Annotated in this window: 14 protein-coding genes, 1 tRNA gene and 1 pseudogene; 13 read left to right on the forward strand and 3 right to left on the reverse strand. The window is 68.7% G+C overall.

Features of this window, described 5'->3' with window-relative positions; translation table 11 throughout:
* Positions 1–263 precede the first annotated feature (263 nt).
* The 4 genes from JWQ81_RS23235 (at position 264) to JWQ81_RS23250 (ending at position 4,001) form a co-directional block, all read left to right on the forward strand.
* Entirely contained in the window at positions 264–1,718 is a 1,455-nt protein-coding gene (locus JWQ81_RS23235) for an FAD-binding oxidoreductase (protein WP_297544611.1), read from the forward strand.
* A 47-nt stretch (positions 1,719–1,765) separates the two neighbouring features.
* Positions 1,766–2,578 (forward strand): alpha/beta hydrolase, encoded by an 813-nt coding sequence (locus JWQ81_RS23240; RefSeq protein ID WP_297544612.1) that lies wholly within the window; start codon positions 1,766–1,768, stop codon positions 2,576–2,578.
* Between the two features lie 62 nt (positions 2,579–2,640).
* Positions 2,641–3,315, forward strand: a complete 675-nt coding sequence (locus JWQ81_RS23245; protein ID WP_366942328.1) for a YbhB/YbcL family Raf kinase inhibitor-like protein — start codon at positions 2,641–2,643, stop codon at positions 3,313–3,315.
* Positions 3,316–3,416: 101 nt separating this feature from the next.
* The gene (locus JWQ81_RS23250) at positions 3,417–4,001 is read left to right on the forward strand and encodes an alpha/beta family hydrolase (RefSeq protein ID WP_297544613.1); all 585 of its coding nucleotides are present in this window, start codon (positions 3,417–3,419) and stop codon (positions 3,999–4,001) included.
* A gap of 23 nt (positions 4,002–4,024) precedes the next feature.
* On the opposite strand, the gene JWQ81_RS23255 is transcribed toward JWQ81_RS23250, so the two are convergent.
* On the reverse strand, positions 4,025–4,939 hold the full coding sequence (locus tag JWQ81_RS23255; RefSeq protein WP_297544614.1) for a LysR family transcriptional regulator: 915 nt from the start codon (positions 4,937–4,939) through the stop codon (positions 4,025–4,027).
* Positions 4,940–5,563: 624 nt separating this feature from the next.
* Here JWQ81_RS23255 and JWQ81_RS23260 point away from each other — a divergent pair.
* Complete coding sequence (locus JWQ81_RS23260; RefSeq protein WP_297544615.1) at positions 5,564–6,241, forward strand: YbhB/YbcL family Raf kinase inhibitor-like protein; 678 nt, start codon at positions 5,564–5,566, stop codon at positions 6,239–6,241.
* Positions 6,242–6,416: 175 nt separating this feature from the next.
* On the opposite strand, the gene JWQ81_RS23265 is transcribed toward JWQ81_RS23260, so the two are convergent.
* Positions 6,417–6,662, reverse strand: a complete 246-nt coding sequence (locus tag JWQ81_RS23265; RefSeq protein ID WP_297544616.1) for a hypothetical protein — start codon at positions 6,660–6,662, stop codon at positions 6,417–6,419.
* Between the two features lie 37 nt (positions 6,663–6,699).
* Here JWQ81_RS23265 and JWQ81_RS23270 point away from each other — a divergent pair.
* Positions 6,700–6,996: pseudogene (locus JWQ81_RS23270) on the forward strand (tyrosine-type recombinase/integrase); the annotation flags it as partial.
* A 78-nt stretch (positions 6,997–7,074) separates the two neighbouring features.
* On the opposite strand, the gene JWQ81_RS23275 reads toward JWQ81_RS23270, so the two are convergent.
* A tRNA-Thr gene (locus JWQ81_RS23275) sits at positions 7,075–7,147 on the reverse strand.
* Positions 7,148–7,244: 97 nt separating this feature from the next.
* Here JWQ81_RS23275 and JWQ81_RS23280 point away from each other — a divergent pair.
* The 7 genes from JWQ81_RS23280 (at position 7,245) to JWQ81_RS23310 (ending at position 20,388) form a co-directional block, all read left to right on the forward strand.
* Positions 7,245–9,986, forward strand: a complete 2,742-nt coding sequence (locus tag JWQ81_RS23280) for a BREX system ATP-binding domain-containing protein (protein WP_297544618.1) — start codon at positions 7,245–7,247, stop codon at positions 9,984–9,986.
* A gap of 28 nt (positions 9,987–10,014) precedes the next feature.
* Entirely contained in the window at positions 10,015–12,717 is a 2,703-nt protein-coding gene (locus JWQ81_RS23285; RefSeq protein ID WP_297544619.1) for an AAA family ATPase, read from the forward strand.
* Between the two features lie 81 nt (positions 12,718–12,798).
* The gene (locus JWQ81_RS23290; protein WP_297544620.1) at positions 12,799–13,722 is read left to right on the forward strand and encodes a methyltransferase; all 924 of its coding nucleotides are present in this window, start codon (positions 12,799–12,801) and stop codon (positions 13,720–13,722) included.
* Positions 13,723–13,743: 21 nt separating this feature from the next.
* Positions 13,744–16,497 (forward strand): AAA family ATPase, encoded by a 2,754-nt coding sequence (locus JWQ81_RS23295; RefSeq protein WP_297544621.1) that lies wholly within the window; start codon positions 13,744–13,746, stop codon positions 16,495–16,497.
* A gap of 110 nt (positions 16,498–16,607) precedes the next feature.
* Positions 16,608–17,231 (forward strand): response regulator transcription factor, encoded by a 624-nt coding sequence (locus JWQ81_RS23300; protein WP_297544622.1) that lies wholly within the window; start codon positions 16,608–16,610, stop codon positions 17,229–17,231.
* A gap of 116 nt (positions 17,232–17,347) precedes the next feature.
* Complete coding sequence (locus JWQ81_RS23305) at positions 17,348–18,856, forward strand: threonine/serine exporter family protein (RefSeq protein ID WP_297544623.1); 1,509 nt, start codon at positions 17,348–17,350, stop codon at positions 18,854–18,856.
* Between the two features lie 80 nt (positions 18,857–18,936).
* Entirely contained in the window at positions 18,937–20,388 is a 1,452-nt protein-coding gene (locus tag JWQ81_RS23310; protein WP_297544624.1) for a trehalose-6-phosphate synthase, read from the forward strand.
* The last annotated feature ends 21 nt before the right edge of the window (positions 20,389–20,409 follow it).

Consider the following 20,409-nt stretch of genomic DNA (forward strand, 5'->3'; position numbering starts at 1 on the left):
CCACCAGGGACGACAGGCCTCCGGTCGCCCACTCGACGTCGCCATGCAGGAAACTTATCGGAGTAAGAATTCTTACCTGTTGGACAGGACGCGACCCGGGCGGCATGATTGATCGTTATCCGCCGGCGTCACCTCCGAACAGTCATGGCAATTCCGCAACTGGGAAAAACCCTAGATTTCACGTCACCCGACCTGAATGGCTCATCGGTGGTGGACATCTATGTCGGTACCACTTGTTCCGCAGACCAGCGAAGGGAGACGACGTGCTCAGTGAAGCCACCTTGGTCGATGCTCGCGTGGCACCGCGAGTGAGCGCCGATACCGCGTGGGCAGCGCTGGCCAGGCGGATCCAGGGACGAGTGCTCCAGCCGTCGGATTCCGCGTTCGCGTCCTTCGCCGCGCCCGCCAACACCCGTTATGACCGGATTGTGCCCCAGGGTATCGTGCTGCCCACGACCGAGGCCGACATCGCCGCCACCCTCGCTTGGGCGCACGACCACCAGCTGCCCGTCACGACCCGCAGCGGCGGCCACAACTACGCGGGATACTCCAGCACTGAAGGATTGCTCATCCACCTGGGCATGCTCACGGCACGCACAGTCGACACGAACGCGGCGACGGCCACTGTCCAAGCGGGCACGCGCAACAACGACCTGCTCGACGCACTGGCGCCCACGGGGCTGACGTGGGCGTTCGGACGCTGCCCCACCATCGGCATCTCCATCTCCGGGTACCTCCTCGGCGGCGGGCTGGGCCTGCACACCCGGCGCCTCGGCATGGCGTCGGACACGCTGCTGTCCACTCGCATCGTGACCGCCACCGGCGAAATCCTCTTCTGCGACGAGAACACGAACGCGGATCTGTTCTGGGCCTGTCGCGGGGGCGCGGGCGGTAATTTCGGCATCAACACCTCCTTTACTTTCCAGCTTCATCCAGCACCCGAAGTCACCGTCTACCGGCTCGCCTTCGACGGGCGAAAGGCCGACGACGTGCTGCTCGCAATGCAGGACCTGATCACGGACCCCGCCCTGCTGCGCTCGTTCGCCGCACAGTTCGGCGCCAAGACGTCGGGGACCCGTGCCGCGCGGGCCGCCGGCAATATCAGCCTGTACGCCGAAGGGTGGTACTACGGGCCACAATCGGAGTTGGAGACCATCCTGACCCGGGTCACCAGCGTCGCCCGGCCCACCTCGACCTACATCGCGCAGCTCGACGGGCTCCGCGCGCAACGCTACTTCAGCGATGAGACCGCCTCGAATCCCTTCACCACCACGTCGATCGTCGCCCGCACTCCGATGTCCACACAGGACGCCGCCTGCATCATCGAGCACCTGCGCACCTGGCCGGGCAGTTCCAGCGGCTCCGGTGCTTCGGTGGCCTTCTTCGCGATGGGCGGAGCGGACAGCGACCCCGCACCCGACGCAACCGCCTTCGTGCACCGCGACGCCGCATTCATCCTCGCCGCCACCTCCCGCTGGACGGCGGCGGACGGTCCGGCCGCCCCACAACGAGCCGCCGCCTGGGTCGGCGGGGTCCGCCGCGACCTGAGCCCCGTCTTGGGGCCGGGCTCGTTCGTCAACTTCCCGGACCCCACCCTGCCACGCTGGTGGGACGCCTATTACGGAGCCAACTACGAACGCTTGGTCAAGATAAAGAACACCAGCGATCCGGCCGGACTGTTCCGGTATCCACAAGGCATCAGAGCCCTGCGGCCGTGACGTGTCCATCCGCGGAGACGCGAATCAGCAAACCGGAGGTATCCCAGATGTCCCCTCTCACCGTGCCGCTGTGGCCCGGCGGCGAACACCCAGCCATGAAGGTCGTCTTCCCTCGGCAACAAAGCCAGAAACCGAGCCCGGCCGTCCTGGTATTCCAAGGTGGCGCCTATGCGACGCATGCGGGGAGCGGCGGGGGATCCGCGGAATGGCTGGCGAAACAAGGGATCGTCGGCGTGGGAGTGGAGTACCGAACACAAGGCACCTCGGACGCGTATCCGGAGAACTACGCCGACGCCGCGCGCGCGATCCGCATTGTTCGAGACCGAGCGGCCGAATGGAACATCGATCCCGGCCGAATCGGGATCTTGGGGTATTCGGCCGGTGGACACCTCGCTTCGCTGCTCAGCACCCAGCCCGACCTGTACGCGGCTCCGGACGACGACCTCGCCGGCCGGGTCTCGGCACGACCCGATCTCGTCATCCTGGGCTATCCGTTGATCACCTTCGTCGACGGGTACTTCCCCGGTGCGTTCGCCAATTCGGCGGCGAACTTCTTCGGCCGACGCGATACGCCCGAAAGCCTCCGGCGTGACTTCTCGAACGAGTTGCATGTCGACCGGTCTCACCCGCCGGTGTTCATCTGGACGACCAAAGATGACGCCCTTGTTCCTTACACGCATTCGGAGCTGTTCGTCGACGCCTGCCGGAAGGCCGACGTGCCCGTGCGGTATGAGGTCTTTCCCCACGGCCCCCACGGCATGGGCTTGGCCCTTCAGCAGACGAGCGAAGTACGCAACTGGACCAGCCAGCTCGTCGAGTGGCTCGAGGAAAGGTGGGGAGAACGCTTCGCACAACACTGAACTCCGCCGCGAGAAAGCTCGATCCGCCCTTAACCCACTCAGATTCACAGGAGAAAACAAGCATGATTTACCGCAAATCCCTGCTGGTCGCGACCGCCCTCACGCTGGCGGGTCTCAGCGCCGGCTGCAGTAGTGACACACCCGCGGCAGCACCGGCCGCGCCGGCCACAACAGCCGCCCAAGGAGCTGCCGACTCAACGCCAGAGGGCCGGCCCAACCCGTATGCGTACCTGCCAAAGGTGCCGACGTTCACGCTGACCAGCGAGACGGTGAAGGACGGGCAACCGCTGCCGACGGCCCAGCTGTCCGGGGTGTTCAAGGTTCCCGGCGGGCAGGACATCTCGCCGCAGCTCTCCTGGTCCGGATTCCCCGCGTCGACAAAGAGCTTCGTGGTATCCATGTACGACCCCGAGGCACCGACCGGCAACGGTTTCTTGCACTGGGTCGTCGCGGATATCCCGGGGTCGGCGACCTCCCTGCCCGCCAACGCCGGTTTACCCGCCAGCACCACGCTGCCCGCCGGAGCATTCCAGCTCAACGGCGACGCGGGCGCGGCTCGCTACATCGGCGGCGCGCCCCCGGCCAAGTCCGGCACACACGACTACTACCTCACGGTGACCGCTCTTGACGAGGCGAAGACCGGGGGCACCGCGTCCACCAGCGGCGCCCTGCTCGCCTTCACCATCGGCAGTCACGTCGTCGCCCGGGCAACGATCGTCTGCCCCACCGTTGGCTGATTCACCACCGGATGATCCATCGCCGTGGCGTGCGGTATCCCCGCACGCCACGGCGAACGTACGGAGGTACCGTGTCCAGCACCCAAGTCGTCGCCACCTCGGTGGGCGACGCACGCATCACTTGGCACCCCAGCGCACAACCCCATGCGGTTCTCGCCCTCGGCCACGGATCTGCCACCGGCATCGACTCCCCCGACCTCCAGGCGCTCGCCGCCACCCTGCCGGCACACGGCATCACTGTGGCGCTCGTTGAACAACCGTGGCTGGTCTCGGGTTCCTACACCACGGCCACTTCGTCCGATCTCGACACCGCATGGCGCGAATTATGGCCTCACCTCGAGGAGACCGGCCTCCTGGTGATCGTCGGGGGCCGCAGTGCCGGTTCACAGGTCGCTGTCCGCACAGCGCGTGAACTCGACGCTCAAGCAATCGTCGCGCTGGCCTATCCCCTCTACAGTCCCGGCAGCCGGGAAGAACTGCTCAACACCGACTTACCCACCCTCATCGTCCAAGGCGGTGACGACCCCTTCGGGCGACCGGCCGACTTCCCCAGGTTGCCGCCCAAGATGGAAATGGTCGAAATACTCGACGCGAATCACACGTTCACCAGCAGGCGGGGAAATCGGAAGACCTTGAAAACAATCACCGCCGCCGTTATCTACTGGCTTGAACGGCAACAACTCTGAATCCGCCGGCGGGAGCGCCGAGCTCAGCTGGGGCCCAGGCGCGCCGCGATGTAAGGCGGAGTGACGGCTGTCGCGTCGGCGATGGCCGCGACGAAGGCGGCCGTGATCGGGTCCGGCCGGACCCGGGTGTAGACGGTCAACGACCGCTGGATGACTGGGTCCGGGCGCAGGATGACGCCCTCGAAATTCGGCTGGATGATATTGCACGGCACGAGTGCGAGGCCGAGACCGGCCCGGACCATGGACAGGGCCGCTGAGCCTTGCTCGGTGCGCACAGAGACGCGTGGTTGGAATCCCGCCGCGAGGCACGCCTGATCGAGAAAATTCGACAGGCCACTTTGAGCGGTGAAATGCACCCATTCGCGTTCGGCTAGTTCGGCGAGACGAATACGAGCGGGTTCAGCCGGGAGATTTGACCCGGGTGGCGCCACGATCACGAACTCTTCGGCGCCGATCTCGGCGGTGGGTCCGTCCCAGTCGGCCGGTGCCGGCCCGACGGCGAGGTCGGCCTGCCCGGCCTCCATCGCGGCCGCTAGGTCATCGGTGTGGCGGAACTCGACCAGGTGAGCCTGGACCTCCGGATAGGACTTCCGCCAGACCTGCAACGCGGTGGGGATGACCCCGACGCTGATCGAGTACAGCGTGCCGATGTGCAGTTCACCTGTGGCGAGCCCAGCGATTCGCTTCGCGGCCATACTCACACGCTCCGCGTGGGCAAGGCTGGCGCGAGCGTGGGGAAGCACGGTTCGTCCGGCCGGGGTCAGCCGGACCTTGCGGGACAGCCGCTCGAGCAGTGGACCACCCAGGTCACGTTCCAGCGCCAGGATCTGATGTGACAACCCCGGCTGACTGACATGCAACAACTCCGCGGCAGCGGTGAACGACCCCTCGTCTACTACCGCCACGAAGTACTCGAGCTGCCGCAGCGAGATCGTCATGGACGGAACCTAGCAGATTGACACTTTCGATGCCGCTTGCCTACTCCCAGGCTGACCTGTCTTTCCCTGACCGAAAGAGATACCGGCCGATACCGAAGGGAGTACCGAATGCCCATGATCATCCCGCTACTCCCGGTGTCGATCGGCCGCCGTTCGGTGACAAATCGGGCATCGGCCGATCGCCGGGGTGAACCGTGGAGATGGACACCATCCAGCTGGAGCAGTGCTCGACTGGATGAACAGGTGTGGCCCCGCAGTGAGCGGGAAGGACCACGAACGGCCTCATATCGCCTGGTAGGGGCTGTGCCGAGACTGTCATGCAGGAAACTTATCGGAGTGAGACTTCTTACCTGTTGGACACCGGCCCGGCCGGTCGGCATGATTGTGCGTAATCCACTGCTGTCGTTTTCCACCCTCCGGCCGGAATTGGCGTGAACGAACTTCACGTGTTCCATCCGCACGGTGAAGGCAGGCGTGGAAATACCGTTCGTAAATTATTGTAACCGCTCATCGGTAACCCGCAATCCACTATGGACTGTGTTGAACCACGTTCTTGCGGGTATGGCCGAGCGAGACATCGTCACAAGACCAGGTAACGTCGTCATCCATTTAGGAGAACAGCAGATGAACCGCAAGCTTCTGAAGATCACCACGGCGCTCACCGCGCTGGGTCTGGGTGCCGCGGCGGTGGTGGTCGGTACCGCGGGCACCGCGGCCGCCACGCCGTCGGCGCCGGACATCTCGGTGCACGGTATTGTCGCGTCGCTGGGAATCGGCCGTCCGAACCCGTACCGGTACTTGCCGAAGGTTCCGTCGTTCCAGCTGACGAGTCAGACCGTGAAGGACGGGCGTCCACTGCCGAAGCCCCAGTTCTCCGGGGTGTTCGGTGCGGGTGGTCAGGACATCTCCCCGCAGCTGTCCTGGTCGGACTTCCCCAAGAACACCAAGAGCTTCACCGTGTCCATGTATGACCCCGAGGCCCCGACGGGCAGCGGTTTCCTGCACTGGCTGGTCTCCGACATTCCCGGGACCACGACGTCGCTGCCGGTCAACGCCGGTGCGCTCAGCAGCACAACCCTGCCGGCCGGCGCCTTCCAGCTGAACGCCGACTCGGGAATGCCGCGGTACATCGGCGCGGCTCCGCCGGCGAAGTCCGGTGAGCACGACTACTTCATCACCGTGACGGCGCTCGATGTGCCTAAGACAGGCCTGACCGCCACTACCAGTGGCGCGTTGTTCGCGTTCAGCACCGACAGTCACGTCGTCGGTCGCGCGACGCTGGTCTGCCCGACGTGGGGATGATCCGCTGACTGCTGTGGCGTGCGACGGCCTACCCCCGCGCGCCACAGCACCGGGCCGGTGGCCAGCGGGTCCGGCGGCGTGGGCTGGTTGTCCGTCCCCGGCGTCGGCGAATTGCCCGGCTGCTCGGCCGTAGGTGGCCCGTGTTTTGACGTCCATGGTGTCCTACTGGAATTGCTTACTGTGCGAACGTGCTGTGGGGCTGCGGGCTGTTGCGGAACAAGGCTGCCGTGGCCTCCCACAGGGCGCGCTGAACCGTCTCGTCGCGGCCGAGTTCCGGGCACGGCAGGGGCTTGGTGTCCTTGACCGCGAAGTAGCCTCCGGTGCTGTCGGCGAATGCGGGGTCGGTCGCGAGTCGCACGATGATTCCGGCGCCGAGGTGGGGGTTGCCCATGTCCAGCCGGGTCAGGATCATCCTCACCACGGCGGAGAGAGGGTGATCGTCGCCGAGTCCGGTGGCGTTGAACCCGGGGCAGCACTACGGCGAGTGGAAGGACGTGCTCGTCTCGGCAGGCGTCCGCGAGGCGCGGTTGCACGACGCACGGCACACCGCAGCGACGTTCCTGCTTGTGCTCGGCGTGGCTCAGCGGGCCGTGATGGACGTGATGGGCTGGTCCAAGATCAGCATGGCCCAGCGCTACCAGCACGTGCCTGACGATCTCCGCCGCAACATCGCGTCGCAGGTCGGGGGACTGCTCTGGAAGACGCCGAACGACGACGAAGACGGTTCGCCGAAGGACACCCAAAAGGCCGGCTAGAACGACAAGTGAGACTGAAACTGAGACGATCCGCGACCAGGGAGCTTCCCATCTTTGGAAACTCCCTGGTCAGAGGGGAGCCGGCAAGGGGGATCGAACCCCTGACCTCCTGTTTACAAGACAGGTGCTCTACCAGCTGAGCTATACCGGCCGATCGATCGCGCCGACCGCGGGCGGCGCACGGTGAGTATATCGAGTCCCCAACGACTGCTCCTGCGTAGGCCGCCATCAGGCCATACTTGGTCAGCATGGGCGCTCGGACGAAAGATCACCAGCCGGTGCCGCGGCTGGTCGGCCGTGATCGCGAGCTGGCCGCGTTGCGGGAAGCCGTCGATGTCGTGGCGGGCGGGCGGGGGCGGTTCGTGCTGCTGTCCGGGGAGGCCGGCATCGGCAAGTCCCGGCTGGCGAAAGAGGCGCTCACGGTCGCCGGCGAGCGCGGCTTCACGACGTTGGAGGGCCGTGCGCACCCGCTGCACGCTGGGCTTGCGTACGCGCCCATCGTCGAGGCACTACGCCCGCACCTCGACGGCCACACCGGGTTGGCCGACCTCGGACGCCTCTTCGCCGACCCGCGGTTCCCAGCCGCCGCGCCGCTGGGCGACCCGGAGCTCGAGAAGACGCGCATGTTCGAGGCCGTCGCCCGGCTGGTCGAGCTACTCGCCGAGGAACGCCCAGTGTTCCTCTTCATCGACGATCTTCACTGGGCCGACCGCGGGACCATCGAGCTCCTGCACTACCTGGGCACCTCGCCGGTCACCGGGCGGACGCTGGTCGTGGCCACCTACCGGACGGCCGACGCGGATGGGCCGCTGCGCGAGCTCGCGATCTCGATCCGCCGCGAACACACCGAGCTGGTACTGGCGGCACTGCCGGACACCGCGGTCGCCGAGCTCGTCCGCCACCGTTTCGACGGCGAGCCACCGGCCGGGCTCGTGCAGGAGGTGACCAATCGCGCGAAGGGGGTCCCGCTGTTCGTGACCGCGCTGGTCGACGGCAACACCCCGGCCGGGCTGCCGGTCATCGTGCGGGACGTCGTGCTCGGCCGCCTGAACCGCCTCGGCGAACCCGAACGCCGCCTGATCGAGATCATCGCCGTCGCCGGCGAAAGTGCGTCGACGGAGATCGTCGGCGCGGTCTGGGACGGCCCGGACCCGCTGCCGCTCCTGCGCCGCCTCGGCATCGAGGGCCTGCTCACCGAGCACGCCGTCGGCCGCACGATCGCGTACCGGCTCACTCACCCGCTGTACGCCGAGGTCGCCTACGCCGAGCTCGGCATGGGCGAGCGGCGGTCGCTGCACGCCACCCTCGCCGAGGCGATCGGCACGCTCACCCCGGACGACGCGTTCGCCCTCGCCCCGCACTACCGCGCCGCGGGCAACCTGGCCGAAGCCAAAGGCGCGACCAAGGTGCTGTCCCTCGCCGGGTGGCGGGCGCTGAGCATCGGTGAATCCGGCGAGGCGGTGGAGTACCTCAAAGCGGCAGCCGACAGCACCAAGGGAAAGCCCGCCATCGTGCTGCTCGTCGGGCTCGGAAAAGCCCATATCGGCTGTCACGACATCGACTCCGCGGTCGCCGTGTGGAACTCCGCGGTGACGCTGGCCGACCAGAACGGCGAACTCGACCTGTCCAACGAGCTGAACAACTGGCTGGCGCTGATCGAGTCGGAACGCGGCAACCACGCACTTTCCGAGCAGTACCGGCGCGCGGCCGTCGCGGCCGCGCCGCACGGCACGACGGCGGCAGGCGCGGAAAGCACCTTTCTCGCCTTGATGCTGACCATGCGCCACGGCGACCTCGACGAGACGCACCTGATCGCCGGAAGACTGGCCGCTTTTGTCGAGCCCGACGCCGACGACGTGGCGCTGGCCTCGGGCCACCTGGGCCGGACGGTCGTGGCCAGGCTGGACGGCGACTTGGCCATCGCGCGCGAACAGATCGAACTCGCGCTCGTCTACGCCGGTCGCCAGCACAACGTCGCGCCGCTGCTGGGCGTCTGGGTGAACCGGGAACTCGCCACGCTCAAAATCGGCGGCGGCGACGTGACCGGGGCATTGAACCTGGTCCGAGAGGGTCAGCACCAGTTCACCAAGTACCTGATGCCGGCGGGCCGCGGCTCCTGGTCGTGGGCGACGGCGTTCGTGCGGTATCTAGGTGGTGAGCTCGACGCCGCGCTGGCCGACGTCGAAGCGGGTGTCGCCCTCACCCGGCGGTCTTCGGTACCGCGAGCCTTGTACCGCAACCTGTCCTGTAAGGCATTCCTGCTGGCAGAACGCGGAAATCTCAGTGAGGCCGCGGCCGCGCTCGACGAAGCGACCCAACTTCACAACGGACACGAACCCGAGCTGACCATGCTGTTCGAACTGGCGCAGACGGCACTCGCCTTGCATTCGGGCCGTCCGGCCCCGCCGCCGACCACGCTGGTCTGGTTCAGCGATCCGATGATGATGTGGATCAGGCTGCTCTTCGCCGCCTACACCGGAAACGTCTGCGTCGACCACGTGATCAAGCTGCGAAAAGACGGCCAGGGCGAGCCTTTTGTCCTCGCGATCGCAGACGCCCTCGACGGTCTGGCTGACTCCGCACCGGGTCCGCTGCGGACGGCGTCGGATACCTTCGAAGCGGCGGGTGCACCCCTGCTCGCAGCGCAGACACGGTTGCGCTGCGCCGAATTCACCCATGACAAGGCGGCCGTCCGGGCATGTCTGGCGGTGTTCGAACAGGCCGGAGCGGAGCCGTGGGCCGACCGCGCACGCCAGCTCGCCCGCTCTCTCGGCCTGCGACTGCCAACGCCGCGCAAGTCTGGGCCGCTGAGCAAACGCGAGTCCCAGGTCGCGGCGCTCGTCGGTGAAGGACTGTCCAATGCGGACATCGCGACGCGGCTGTTCCTCAGCGAGCGCACGGTGGAAACCCACCTGCGTAACACTTATGCCAAACTCGAACTCACGTCACGCCTGACACTCGCCCGCTGGGCCGCCGAGAACCCGGCGTGACCCCAGAAATGACCCCAGAATGACGAACGTGGACCACAGACTGATCGGCCGAGAGCCCGAACTGGCTGAGCTGGTCGCAGCGCTTGACGCCGCGAAGCTCGGCCACGGCCGGATGCTCGTCCTCACCGGCGAGGCGGGTATCGGCAAGTCCAGGCTGGCCGCGGAAACCGTCACCACCGCTAGGGAACGCGGCTTCACTGTGGCCGAAGGCCGGGCGCATTCACTGCACGCCGGGCTGGCGTACGCACCGATCGTCGAAGCGCTGCGCCCATATCTGTCCGCCCACACCGAATTGGCCGACCTCGGCCGGTTGTTCGCGGACCCTCGGTTCCCCGCCGCGGTCCCGCTCGGCGATCCGGAGCTCGAGAGGACGCGCATGTTCGAGGCCGTCGCCCGGCTGCTCGAACGACTCGCGCGGGAACACCCCGTGCTCCTGTTCGTCGACGACCTGCACTGGGCCGACCGCGGCACGATCGAGCTCCTCCACTACCTCGGCCGCGCTCTCACCGACAGCCGCACGGTGCTGCTCGCGACGTCACGGACGAACGACGCCGGCGTCGCGCTGAGCGATCTCCTGACCGCGATCCGCCGCGACCTGCCCACCAGCGAACTGAGGCTGTCACCGCTCACCGATTCCTCGGTCGCCGAACTCGTCCGCGACGTGCTCGGTGCCGCGCCCCCGGCGGAGTTCCTGCACGGCGTGACCGATCGCGCCAAAGGCATCCCCCTGTTCGTCACCGCGCTCGCCCACGGCACGAAGCTGCTCGCCGACGAGCTCCCGGCGATCATCCGAGACCTCGTCCTGAGCAGGCTGCGAAGGCTGGAGCCCCCGGAGCGGCAGCTGCTGGAGTTCATCGCGGTCGCCGGGGAAAGCGCGTCCGCGGAGGTCCTGCGCACCACCGGTCAAACCACGAACTCCGCGTTGCGCGCGCTGCTTTCGGGCGGTCTGATCACCGAAGTCCTCGCCGGCCGGTCGTTGCATTACCGCGTCGCGCATCCTATGTACGCCGAAGTCGCCTACGGCGAACTCTCCGCGGGCGAACGACGTCAGCTGCACGCGGTCCTGGCCGAAGCCATCGACGCGGGCACCCCCGACGACGTGCTCTCCCTCGCGCCGCACTACCGCGAAGCGGGCGACCTCGTCGATCCGAAACGCGCCGCAGAGGTGATGGAAGAGGCGGGTTTCCGTGCCTTGCGCATCCACGCCTACGAGGAGGCCATCCAGTACCTCGGCTCGGCCATCGACGAAGCGGCTGAGGGTTCGGAGCGGTTGAACCAGCTCAGGAACGCGAGCGGTCAGGCGTTGATCGGGCTCGGCCGGATGGACGACGCGATCACGGCGTGGACGGACAATGCCGCGTCGGCCGCCGAAGCCGGGCGGCTGGAGGAGTTCAGCTCGACGCAGTTCCGGATCGCGCTGCTGGAATCGGAACGTGGCAACCTCGCGGCGGCCCAACGGCACGCCGCGAAAGGCGCGATCCGCCTGCCCGAGCCGGCGGACCTCGGCACGGATCTCATCGCCGTGCGCACGATCTTCACCGTGCGGCACGGCGACCGCGCGGCGCTGCGGGCCACGGTCGACCAGCTCGCGGCGCTTGAGGAGCCCAGCACGGTCCCGGCGGTCCGAGCCGCGGCCGGCCTCCGGAACTCGTTGATCGCGGTGCTGGACAGTGACTTCGCGGCCGCACGCGACCATGCGTTGGAGGCGGCCGAGCACGGCAGAGGCGCTGAAGGCCGGGCTGTTGTCGTTGAGAACTGGGCATTGCACGACGTCGTCGGGTACACCGTGTTGGCGGGCGAGCTGGAAACCGCCGTCGGGTACGCCGAACGGGGTCTCGACATCCAGACGCGGTCGGGGGTCGCGCCGGCAAGATGCACCGGACAGACCGACTTGACGCTGACGCGGTATCTGACCGGAGATCTGCCGTCGGCGTTGCTACAGATGACGGCCAGCGTCGAGTACGCCAGGCGCGCGCGGTTGCCTCGGTCGCTGGCGCGCGCGTTGTCGTGTCAGGCCTTCCTGCTCGCCGAGTCGGGACAGCTCGGCGAGGCGGCGAAGACCCTGGCTGAAGCCGACGCGATCCCGACCGCCCACGAGCCCGGCCTGGTCGCGTTGGCCGAGGTGGCGCGCGGCGCGATCGCGACGCACACCGGGCGTCCCGGTGACGTGCCGCCGTTGACGTACTGGGCGGTCCACCACGAGCCGACGACCATGGCGTTGAGACTCGCCTTCGCTGGTCCCGAAGCGGCTGCGCTGGTTGACGTGTCCTCGCCGTTCCTCGACGTCCTCGTCGACCGGGCTACGGGGATCCACACTCGCGACGCCGACCTGCTCGGGAAGACCGCGAAACGCCTCGCCGACTTCGGTTCGCCGCTGCTGGCCGCGCAGACACGGCTCGCGCAGGCCGAACTCACGTCGGACGTCAACGCGGTGCTCGACACGCTCGCGGTCTTCGAGCGGGCAGGCGCGGTGCCATGGGCCGAGCGAGCACGACACCTCGCCCGTTCCCTCGGCCTGCGGCTACCCGTTCCGCGCAGGTCCGGGCCGCTCAGCAAACGCGAGTTCCAGGTCGCCGGGCTCGTCGGCGAAGGACTGTCCAACGCCGACATCGCGACGCGGCTGTTCCTCAGCGAACGCACGGTGGAAACCCACCTCCGCAACACCTACGCCAAACTCGGCCTCAGCTCCCGGTTGGCCCTCGCCCGCTGGATCACCGACCACGAAACCTGAAAACTCAGTACTGCCACGGATACCGCCGGAACGCCCGGGACACGACGATGCGGGCATGGGAAACCTCCATGCGGCGAAGTCGTGAACGCGCCGTTCAAGAAGCTGAGCGAGGCGGCGTCGACGGTCGCGGCCTATTCCACCGCGGTCCAGCTCGGCTTGCTCGACCGGATCGACCGCGAACCGGCCGCGCCCGCGGAGTTGGCCCGCAGTTGTGGCGCGCACGAACGCGGCGTCCGGGTGGTGCTGGCCGCACTGGAGCCTGGGGGCTTCGTGGAGCGCATGGCCGACGGCCGCTACCGCCCCACCGTGCCCGGGCTCGCGTCGCTGCACCCGATCCTGCCGCTGTGGGACCACCTGCCCGAGTCGACGCGCACCGGCCGCCCGGTCTTCGCGGGCGACGACCCGGCGACAGCGGCCGAGGTGTACCCGGCGCACGTGGCGTTCTTGGCCGGGTTGTGGCAGGACCAGCCAGCCGAAGTAGCGCAACGGCTTCGGCCGCCGAAGCGGCTGCTGGACGTCGGCGCTGGAGCGGCGCCGTGGAGCATCGCGCTGGCCACGGCGAGCCCAAGCTGCCGTGTGACCGCGCTCGACCTGCCGCCGGTCTTGCGCGCGACCCGGCACGCGGTTTCGCGCGCGGGCCTCGACGACCGCTTCGACTACCTGCCGGGCGACATGTTCAACGCCGTCATCGCCCCCGAGTCCTACGACCTGATCCTGATCGGCCAGGTCTGCCATCTGTTCGACGAGCCCTCGTGCGCGGAACTGATCCGGGATCTCGTCCCCGCGTTGGAGCCGGGCGGCACTTTCGCCGTCGTCGACGCGATGGCAGGCGGGCCGACGGCGGCGGCGTGCGACCTGTCGCTCTACCTGCGTACCCGGCGCGGCGCGGTGCACCCGCCGAAGGCGTATCGCGGCTGGCTGGAAGGTGCCGGGCTGGTCGACGTCGACGCGGCCGAGATAGGCGGCGACGGGGATACGGTGTTGATCACCGGCACCCGGCGTTGAGTCTGCGCTACCTTGACACTCATGGATTTTCGGCTGCGCGGGAGAGACGTCGAGCTGGCGTCGCTCGCGCGCACGCTCGACGACGTCCGCGCGGGATCCGGCCGGACCGTGCTGATCTCGGGCGAGGCGGGCATCGGGAAGTCGCGCCTCGCCGCCGAAGTCGTCGCCCTCGCGGGTGGACGCGGGTTCGTCACGCTGTCGGCGCAGGCCCATCCGCTCCACGCCGGTCTCGCCTACGCGCCGATCGTCGAGGCCGTCCGGCGGCACCTGTCCACGCTGACCGCCGTCGAATCAGCACGGCTGCTCGACGGTCTCGCCGACCTCGGCCGACTGCTCGCCGATCCGCGGCTGCCCGCGGTGGAACCGCTCGGCGAGCCCGATCTCGAGCGCACGCGCATGTTCGAGGCGGTCACCCAGCTGGTCCGCCGGATCGCCGAGCGGGCGCCGGTGCTGCTGTTCGTCGACGACCTGCACTGGGCCGACCACGGCACCGTCGAACTGCTGCACTACATCGGCAGCGGGGTGGCTGACCAGCCGGTTCTCGTCCTCGCCGGGTATCGCCCGAGCGAGACGACGGACGCGCTGAGCGAGCTCGCCATGGCCGCGCGCCGGGCCCGGCCGGACGCCGAGCTCGAGGTGTCGCCGCTCCCGGATCCCGAGGCGGCGAGCCTGATCGGCGATCTACTCGGCCACGAACCGGCGCCGGACCTCCTGCGGGGCGTGCTCGATCGCGCCAGGGGCGTCCCGCTGTTCATCACGGCGCTGGTCCGCGGCCCGGTGCTGCGGCCGGAGGCGCTGCCGATCATCGTGCGCGACGCCGTACTCAGCCGGTTGCAACGACTCGACGACCCCGAGCGGCGCCTGATGGAACTCGTCGCCGTCGCCGGGAACACCGGTTCCACCGAGGTGCTGCGTGCCGCGTGGACGTCGGATGAGGCGGAATTCCTCCGTACCGTACGGAAACTGCGGACCGACGGCCTGATCACCGAGCACGAAGACGGCCGCCAGGTCACCTATCGCGTGGCTCACCCGCTCTACGCCGAGGTGGCCTACGGCGAGCTCACCCTCGGCGAACGACGTCGTGTGCACGCCCAGCTCGCCGAGATCATCGACAGCCTGACCCCGGGCGACGTCCTCGCGCTCGCGCCTCACTACCGCGACGCCGGCGACCTTGTCGACGCGACCCGGGCGATCGAAGTGCTGGCCGAGGCCGGTTGGCGTGCGCTCGACGTGTTCGCCGCGGACGAGGCCGAGCAGTATCTCGGCGCGGCGTTGGCCGGGGCGCGGGACGCCGGCCGGACGGACCTCCTGCTGCGACTGTTGAACGGGCTCGGCCAGGCACGGCAGAGCGTCGGCAACCTCGACGCCGCCGCGGAGGGCTGGCGGGAGGCCGCCGAGCTGGCCGACCGCTTCGGCGAGGGCGAGCTGCGAAGCATGGTGCACCACCGGCTTTCGCTGCTGGAGTCGGAACGCGGCAACGCGGCCCAGGCGGAGGCGTACGCGGGAAAGGAAACCGCGAAGTCGCCCGACTCGCTGACCCTGCACCTGGTCTACGCCATGCGCACCGGCAACCTCGCCGAGGCGAAGTCCACAGTGGACAAACTGGCCGCGGTCGCGGCGGAGGACGACTCGCCGGCCGTGCAGGCCGCCGCCCACACCGGGCATTCGCTGGTGGCCATGTACAACCGGGACTTCGGCACCTCACTTGTCGAGGCCGAACGCGCGCTGGCCTACGCGGAACTGTGCGAGGCGTCTTCGCCGCTGCCCGCTCAGGCGAGCAGGCGGGCACTGGTCGGCCTCTCGATGCTGGCCGGGGACATGCCGGGCGCCATCGGGTACGCGAAGGCGAGCACCGGCAACCGCGTCAGTTTCATCCTGGCGTCCGGCTATTCCTCCGGGCAGTACGCGCTGGCTGCGTCGCACTACGCGGCCGGCGACCTGGACAGCGCGATGCGGGCGATCAACCGCATCACCAACTTCACCGGGTTGAACAGGTCGCTGCACCGGACTCTGCTGTGCCGCGCGTTCCTGCACACCGAGCGGGGCGAACTCGCCGAGGCAGCCGCGTGTGTCGCCGAGGCGAGGCGGAGTTTCCCCGGCGACGCGAGCACGGTCACGCTGACGCACCTGGTCGACACGGCGATGGCGTTGCACAGCGGACATCCGGGAACCGCGCCTCCCGTACCCGACTGGACCGTGCACGACGAACAGCTCGTGCTCGTCGTCGGGTTCCTGTACCCCGGCCTCGCCGCGCTGGCCGCCGGAGATTCCGCAGGCGTGGCCGCGGCGACGGCCGTGCTCCGGCGCGTCGGCCAGACAGCGCCGTTCCTCGACGCGCAGGCGGACCAGCTCGACGGGCTGTCCCGCCGCGAACCGGCGCTGCTGGACACGGCGGCGAACCGGCTCGACGCGATGGGCGCGCGGCTGCTGGCCGCCCAGACCCGGCTGGAGTGGGCGGAACTCACGTCGGACGTCGACGCCACGAAGAGCTGCCTCGACGTCTTCGAGCAGACCGGGGCCGCGCCGTGGGCCGACCGCGCCCGGCGGCTGGCCCGATCGCTCGGCGTCCGGGTGCGGTCCGGTCGCAGCGCCGGCCCGCTGAGCAAGCGGGAGACGCAGGTCACCGGACTCGTCGGCGAGGGACTGTCCAATGCGGACATTGCCGCGCGGCTCTTCCTGAGCGAGCGCACGGTGGAAACCCACCTGCGCAACGCGTACGCCAAACTCGGCCTGACTTCACGGCTGGCGCTGGCCCAATGGGCCCTCGGCAAGTGACACTCTGAGCGGTGAACGTCCCATTCGGCGCACTACGCAGCCGGGGAAGTGCACGTTTTACGTACTGCCACGGATACCGGTCAAAGAGCGCACTGAGCACGATGATGAGCATGCGAACGCCGGTAGGGGACGTCAGGGTCGTACTCGGTGTACCGCTGTCCGCCACGCCGGGAATCAGCGTGGTGGCGCGGGTCAAGACCGGTTGGGAGGCCGTTCACGAGACAGGCAGGCTCCGGCCCGAGGTGCTGCTGATCGACGTCCGGATGCCCGAGCTCGACGGGATCTCCGTGACCAGGGAGGTGCTCAAGGCGGCCCCGCGGACGGCGGTGCTTGTGCTGACCGACGTCCGCGAGAGCGAGTCGGTGTTCGCCGCGATGCGTGCGGGCGCACGGGGTTACCTGCCGGGCGACGCGGGCGAGGCGGACATCGTCCGCGCGGTCCGCGGCGTCGCGGCGGGCTCGGCGGTCTTCGGCGAACACGTCGCGCGGCAGGTACTGGACATGCTGTTCGCGGTGACCCCGGCCCGCCCGTTCCCGACCCTCACGACGCGCGAGGAGGAAGTGCTGGACCTCCTCGCCGCCGGTCAGGCCAACCACGTCATCGCGCAGCGGCTCGGGCTCGCGCCCAAGACCGTCCGCAACCACGTGTCCGCGGTGATGACGAAGCTGGACACCCCCAGCCGCGCCGAAGCCGCCGAACGCGCCCGCCTCGTCGGCCTCGGCCGCCCGGCTTAGGCCCGTCCACCACGCCCCAGAGGGAACGTGGTGGACGACACTTCCCGCTACGTGCAACGGTCAGGTCGTCGATGCCGATGATCCCCGGGAACGACGGGTGAGGAGGTGGAGTGATCATGAAGATCAACCAGCGCGGCAAGGGGCATGCGAGCAGACACGCGTGGCAGGTGCTGGAGGCCGCGCAAGACGCGCCACCCAGCCGTCGTCACACCGGCAACGTCTTGCGCAGGCGTGCTTGGCACATCCTCGAAGCGCACACGGGCGAGCAGCCAGCGGCCGACACCGAAGAGGCCATCGGCCCGCAGCTGCCGAGCGACTCCACCGTCAACTTCGTGCTGGACCTGAGTCTGCGCATCGGCGAGGTCCAGATGTCCAGCGGCGCCGGCGCCTCGGACGTCACGGCGACGATCATCGCGCTGACCTCGGCGCTGGGCCTGCCGCACTGCGAAGTCGACGTCATCTTCACGTCCATCACCGTCACCTGCCACCGCGGCACCGACATGGCCCCGGTGACGGCGTTGCGAGTGGTCCGCTCGCGCAGTCTCGACTACAGCCGCCTGTCCGCCGCCGAGATGCTGGTCCAGCAGATCACCCGCGGCAACATCAGCGCCGAGGAAGCCCAGTCCGAGCTGCAGCGGATCACGTCCGCGCCACACCCGTACCCGCGCTGGACGGCGACGCTGGCCTGGGGCGGGCTGGCGGGCTTCATCGCGCTGATCATCGGCGGCGGCTTCGATGTCGCCGCCGTCGCGATGGTGATCAGCATGGTGGTCGACCGGCTCGGCCGGCTCCTCAACCGTTACGCGCTGCCGTTCTTCTTCCAGCAGGTCGTCGGCGGGCTGGTGGCGACGCTGTCGGCGATGGTCATCGTCTCGAGCAACCTGTTGACCACGGACAAACCCACGCTGGTGGTCGCCGCGGCGGTCACCGTGCTGCTGTCGGGACTCTCGACGGTGTCGGCGGTGCAGGACGCGATCACCGGGTTCAACGTCACCGCCGCCGGCCGCACGATGGAAACCGCGCTGATGAGCGCCGGGCTGATCGCCGGAGTCGTGCTGGCGCTGAAGATCGCCCTGCTGCTCGGGCTGCCGCGGACGCCGCTGCCCGAGGTCGTCAGCTCGACGCCGCAGGGCCTGCCGCTGGTGATCATCGGTGGCGCCGGCGCGGCAGCGTGCTTCGCGCTGGCCTCGTATTCGACGATGCGCGCGACGCTGGTCGCGGCGGCCGCCGGCACGATCGGTGCCGCGGTTTACGGCGCCTTGATGCTCACCCAGTTCGACCAGGTCAGCTCGTCGGCGATCGCCGCGACGCTGGTCGGGTTCTGCGGCGGGGTGCTGGCCAGGCGGCTCAAGGTGACCCCGCTGGTGGTCGCCGTGTCCGGAATCACTCCCCTGCTGCCGGGGCTGTCGACCTATCGTGGGCTGTACCAGCTCGGGGTCGAGCCCGGCGGCAACATCTCGACGCTGATGACGGCCGTCGCGATCGGGCTTGCCCTGGCAGCGGGCGTGGTACTCGGTGAATATCTGGCGCAGCCGGTGCGAACGGGCCTCGGTCTGCTGGAGCGGAAACTGTCCGGTCCGCGGATGGCGGGCCCGCTCCGACCCGCCAAACGGCGGCTGGAGTAGGCCGTCCGCGCACTGACCGGACGGTCATCTCGCGATAAGGTTTCACAGGGCGGCGACCCCAGAGCGAGGGAGCAGCTGACGTGAGTGAGAGCAGTTCCGAGCCGTTTAGCCCGAATTCCGCCGACTTCGTAGTCGTGGCGAACAGGCTCCCGGTCGACCTTGACCGTTCCGCCGACGGCACCCAGCGGTGGACGGCGAGCCCCGGCGGGCTCGTGTCCGCGCTGGAGCCGTTCCTCCGCTCGCGCAAGGGCGCGTGGGTCGGCTGGCCCGGTGTGCCCGACGTCGACGTCGAGGAGTTCGACGACGACGGCCTGGTGCTGCATCCGGTCACGCTGTCCTCCGACGAGGTCCGCGACTACTACGAGGGTTTCTCCAACGCCTCGCTGTGGCCGCTCTACCACGACGTCGTCGCGCGGCCGCAGTTCGAGCGGACCTGGTGGGAGAGCTACCGCCGGGTCAACCGCCGGTTCGCCGAGGCCAGCGCCGCCGTGGCGGCCCAGGGCGCGACGGTCTGGATCCAGGACTACCAGCTCCAACTGGTGCCCAGCATGCTCCGCGAGCTACGTCCCGACCTGCGGATCGGCTTCTTCCTGCACATCCCGTTCCCCCCGGTCGAGCTGTTCATGCAGCTCCCGTGGCGGACCGAGATCGTGCGCGGGCTGATCGGCGCCGACCTGGTCGGGTTCCACCGCCCCGGCGGCGCGCAGAACTTCCTGTGGCTGGCCCGTCAGCTGATCGGCCTGGAGCCGAGCCGCGGCGCGGTCGGGGTCCGGTCGCGGCCCGGCATGGTGCAGGTCGGGGACCGGACGGTCCGCGTCGGCGCGTTCCCCATCTCGATCGACGCGGCCGGGCTCGACACGCTCGCCCGCTCGAAGGGCGTCATCGAGCGCGCCGCGCAGGTCCGCCGCGACCTGGGTAACCCGAAGATCGTCATGCTCGGGGTCGACAGACTGGACTACACCAAGGGCATCGACCTGCGGTTGCAGGCACTGCACGAGCTGCTGCACGAGGGCCGGGTCAAACCGGAGGACGTCACGTTCGTGCAGCTTGCGACCCCGAGCCGCGAGCGCGTCGAGCACTACCAGCGGATGCGCGGCGACATCGAGCAGATGGTCGGCCGGATCAACGGCGAGTTCGCCCGCGTGGGTCACCCGGTCGTGCACTACCTTCACCAGTCCGTGGACCGCACCGAGCTGGCGGCCTTCTTCTCCGCCGCCGACGTGATGGTCGTAACCCCGTTGAGGGACGGGATGAACCTGGTGTGCAAGGAGTACGTAGCGTGTCGGCACGACCTCGGAGGGGCACTCGTCCTGTCCGAATTCGCCGGCGCGGCCGCCGAATTGAGTAGTGCATTCCTGGTAAATCCTCACGACTTGGACGGGGTTAAGAACGCCCTACTGGCAGCCATTACGCTCGACCCCGCCGAGGGCAGACGCCGGATGCGTGCCCTACGTCGTCAGGTCCTCACCCATGACGTCGACAGGTGGGCGCGTTCGTTCCTCGAAGCACTCGGCACCGAACCGGTCGCCTGACCTCTTGACGGCGGCCACCTG

Origin of the sequence: Amycolatopsis sp., assembly GCF_025464955.1 — a bacterium.
Lineage (GTDB): Bacteria > Actinomycetota > Actinomycetes > Mycobacteriales > Pseudonocardiaceae > Amycolatopsis.

Excerpts from the sequence above, each read along its gene's own strand:
- JWQ81_RS23245 (WP_366942328.1), top strand. The coding sequence starts at position 2,641 with ATGATTTACCGCAAATCCCTGCTGGTCGCGACCGCCCTCACGCTGGCG.
- JWQ81_RS23280 (WP_297544618.1), top strand. The coding sequence starts at position 7,245 with ATGGGCGCTCGGACGAAAGATCACCAGCCGGTGCCGCGGCTGGTCGGC.
- JWQ81_RS23295 (WP_297544621.1), top strand. The coding sequence starts at position 13,744 with ATGGATTTTCGGCTGCGCGGGAGAGACGTCGAGCTGGCGTCGCTCGCG.
- JWQ81_RS23300 (WP_297544622.1), top strand. The coding sequence starts at position 16,608 with ATGCGAACGCCGGTAGGGGACGTCAGGGTCGTACTCGGTGTACCGCTG.
- JWQ81_RS23305 (WP_297544623.1), top strand. The coding sequence starts at position 17,348 with ATGAAGATCAACCAGCGCGGCAAGGGGCATGCGAGCAGACACGCGTGG.
- JWQ81_RS23260 (WP_297544615.1), top strand. The coding sequence starts at position 5,564 with ATGAACCGCAAGCTTCTGAAGATCACCACGGCGCTCACCGCGCTGGGT.
- JWQ81_RS23255 (WP_297544614.1), bottom strand. The coding sequence starts at position 4,939 with ATGACGATCTCGCTGCGGCAGCTCGAGTACTTCGTGGCGGTAGTAGAC.
- JWQ81_RS23240 (WP_297544612.1), top strand. The coding sequence starts at position 1,766 with ATGTCCCCTCTCACCGTGCCGCTGTGGCCCGGCGGCGAACACCCAGCC.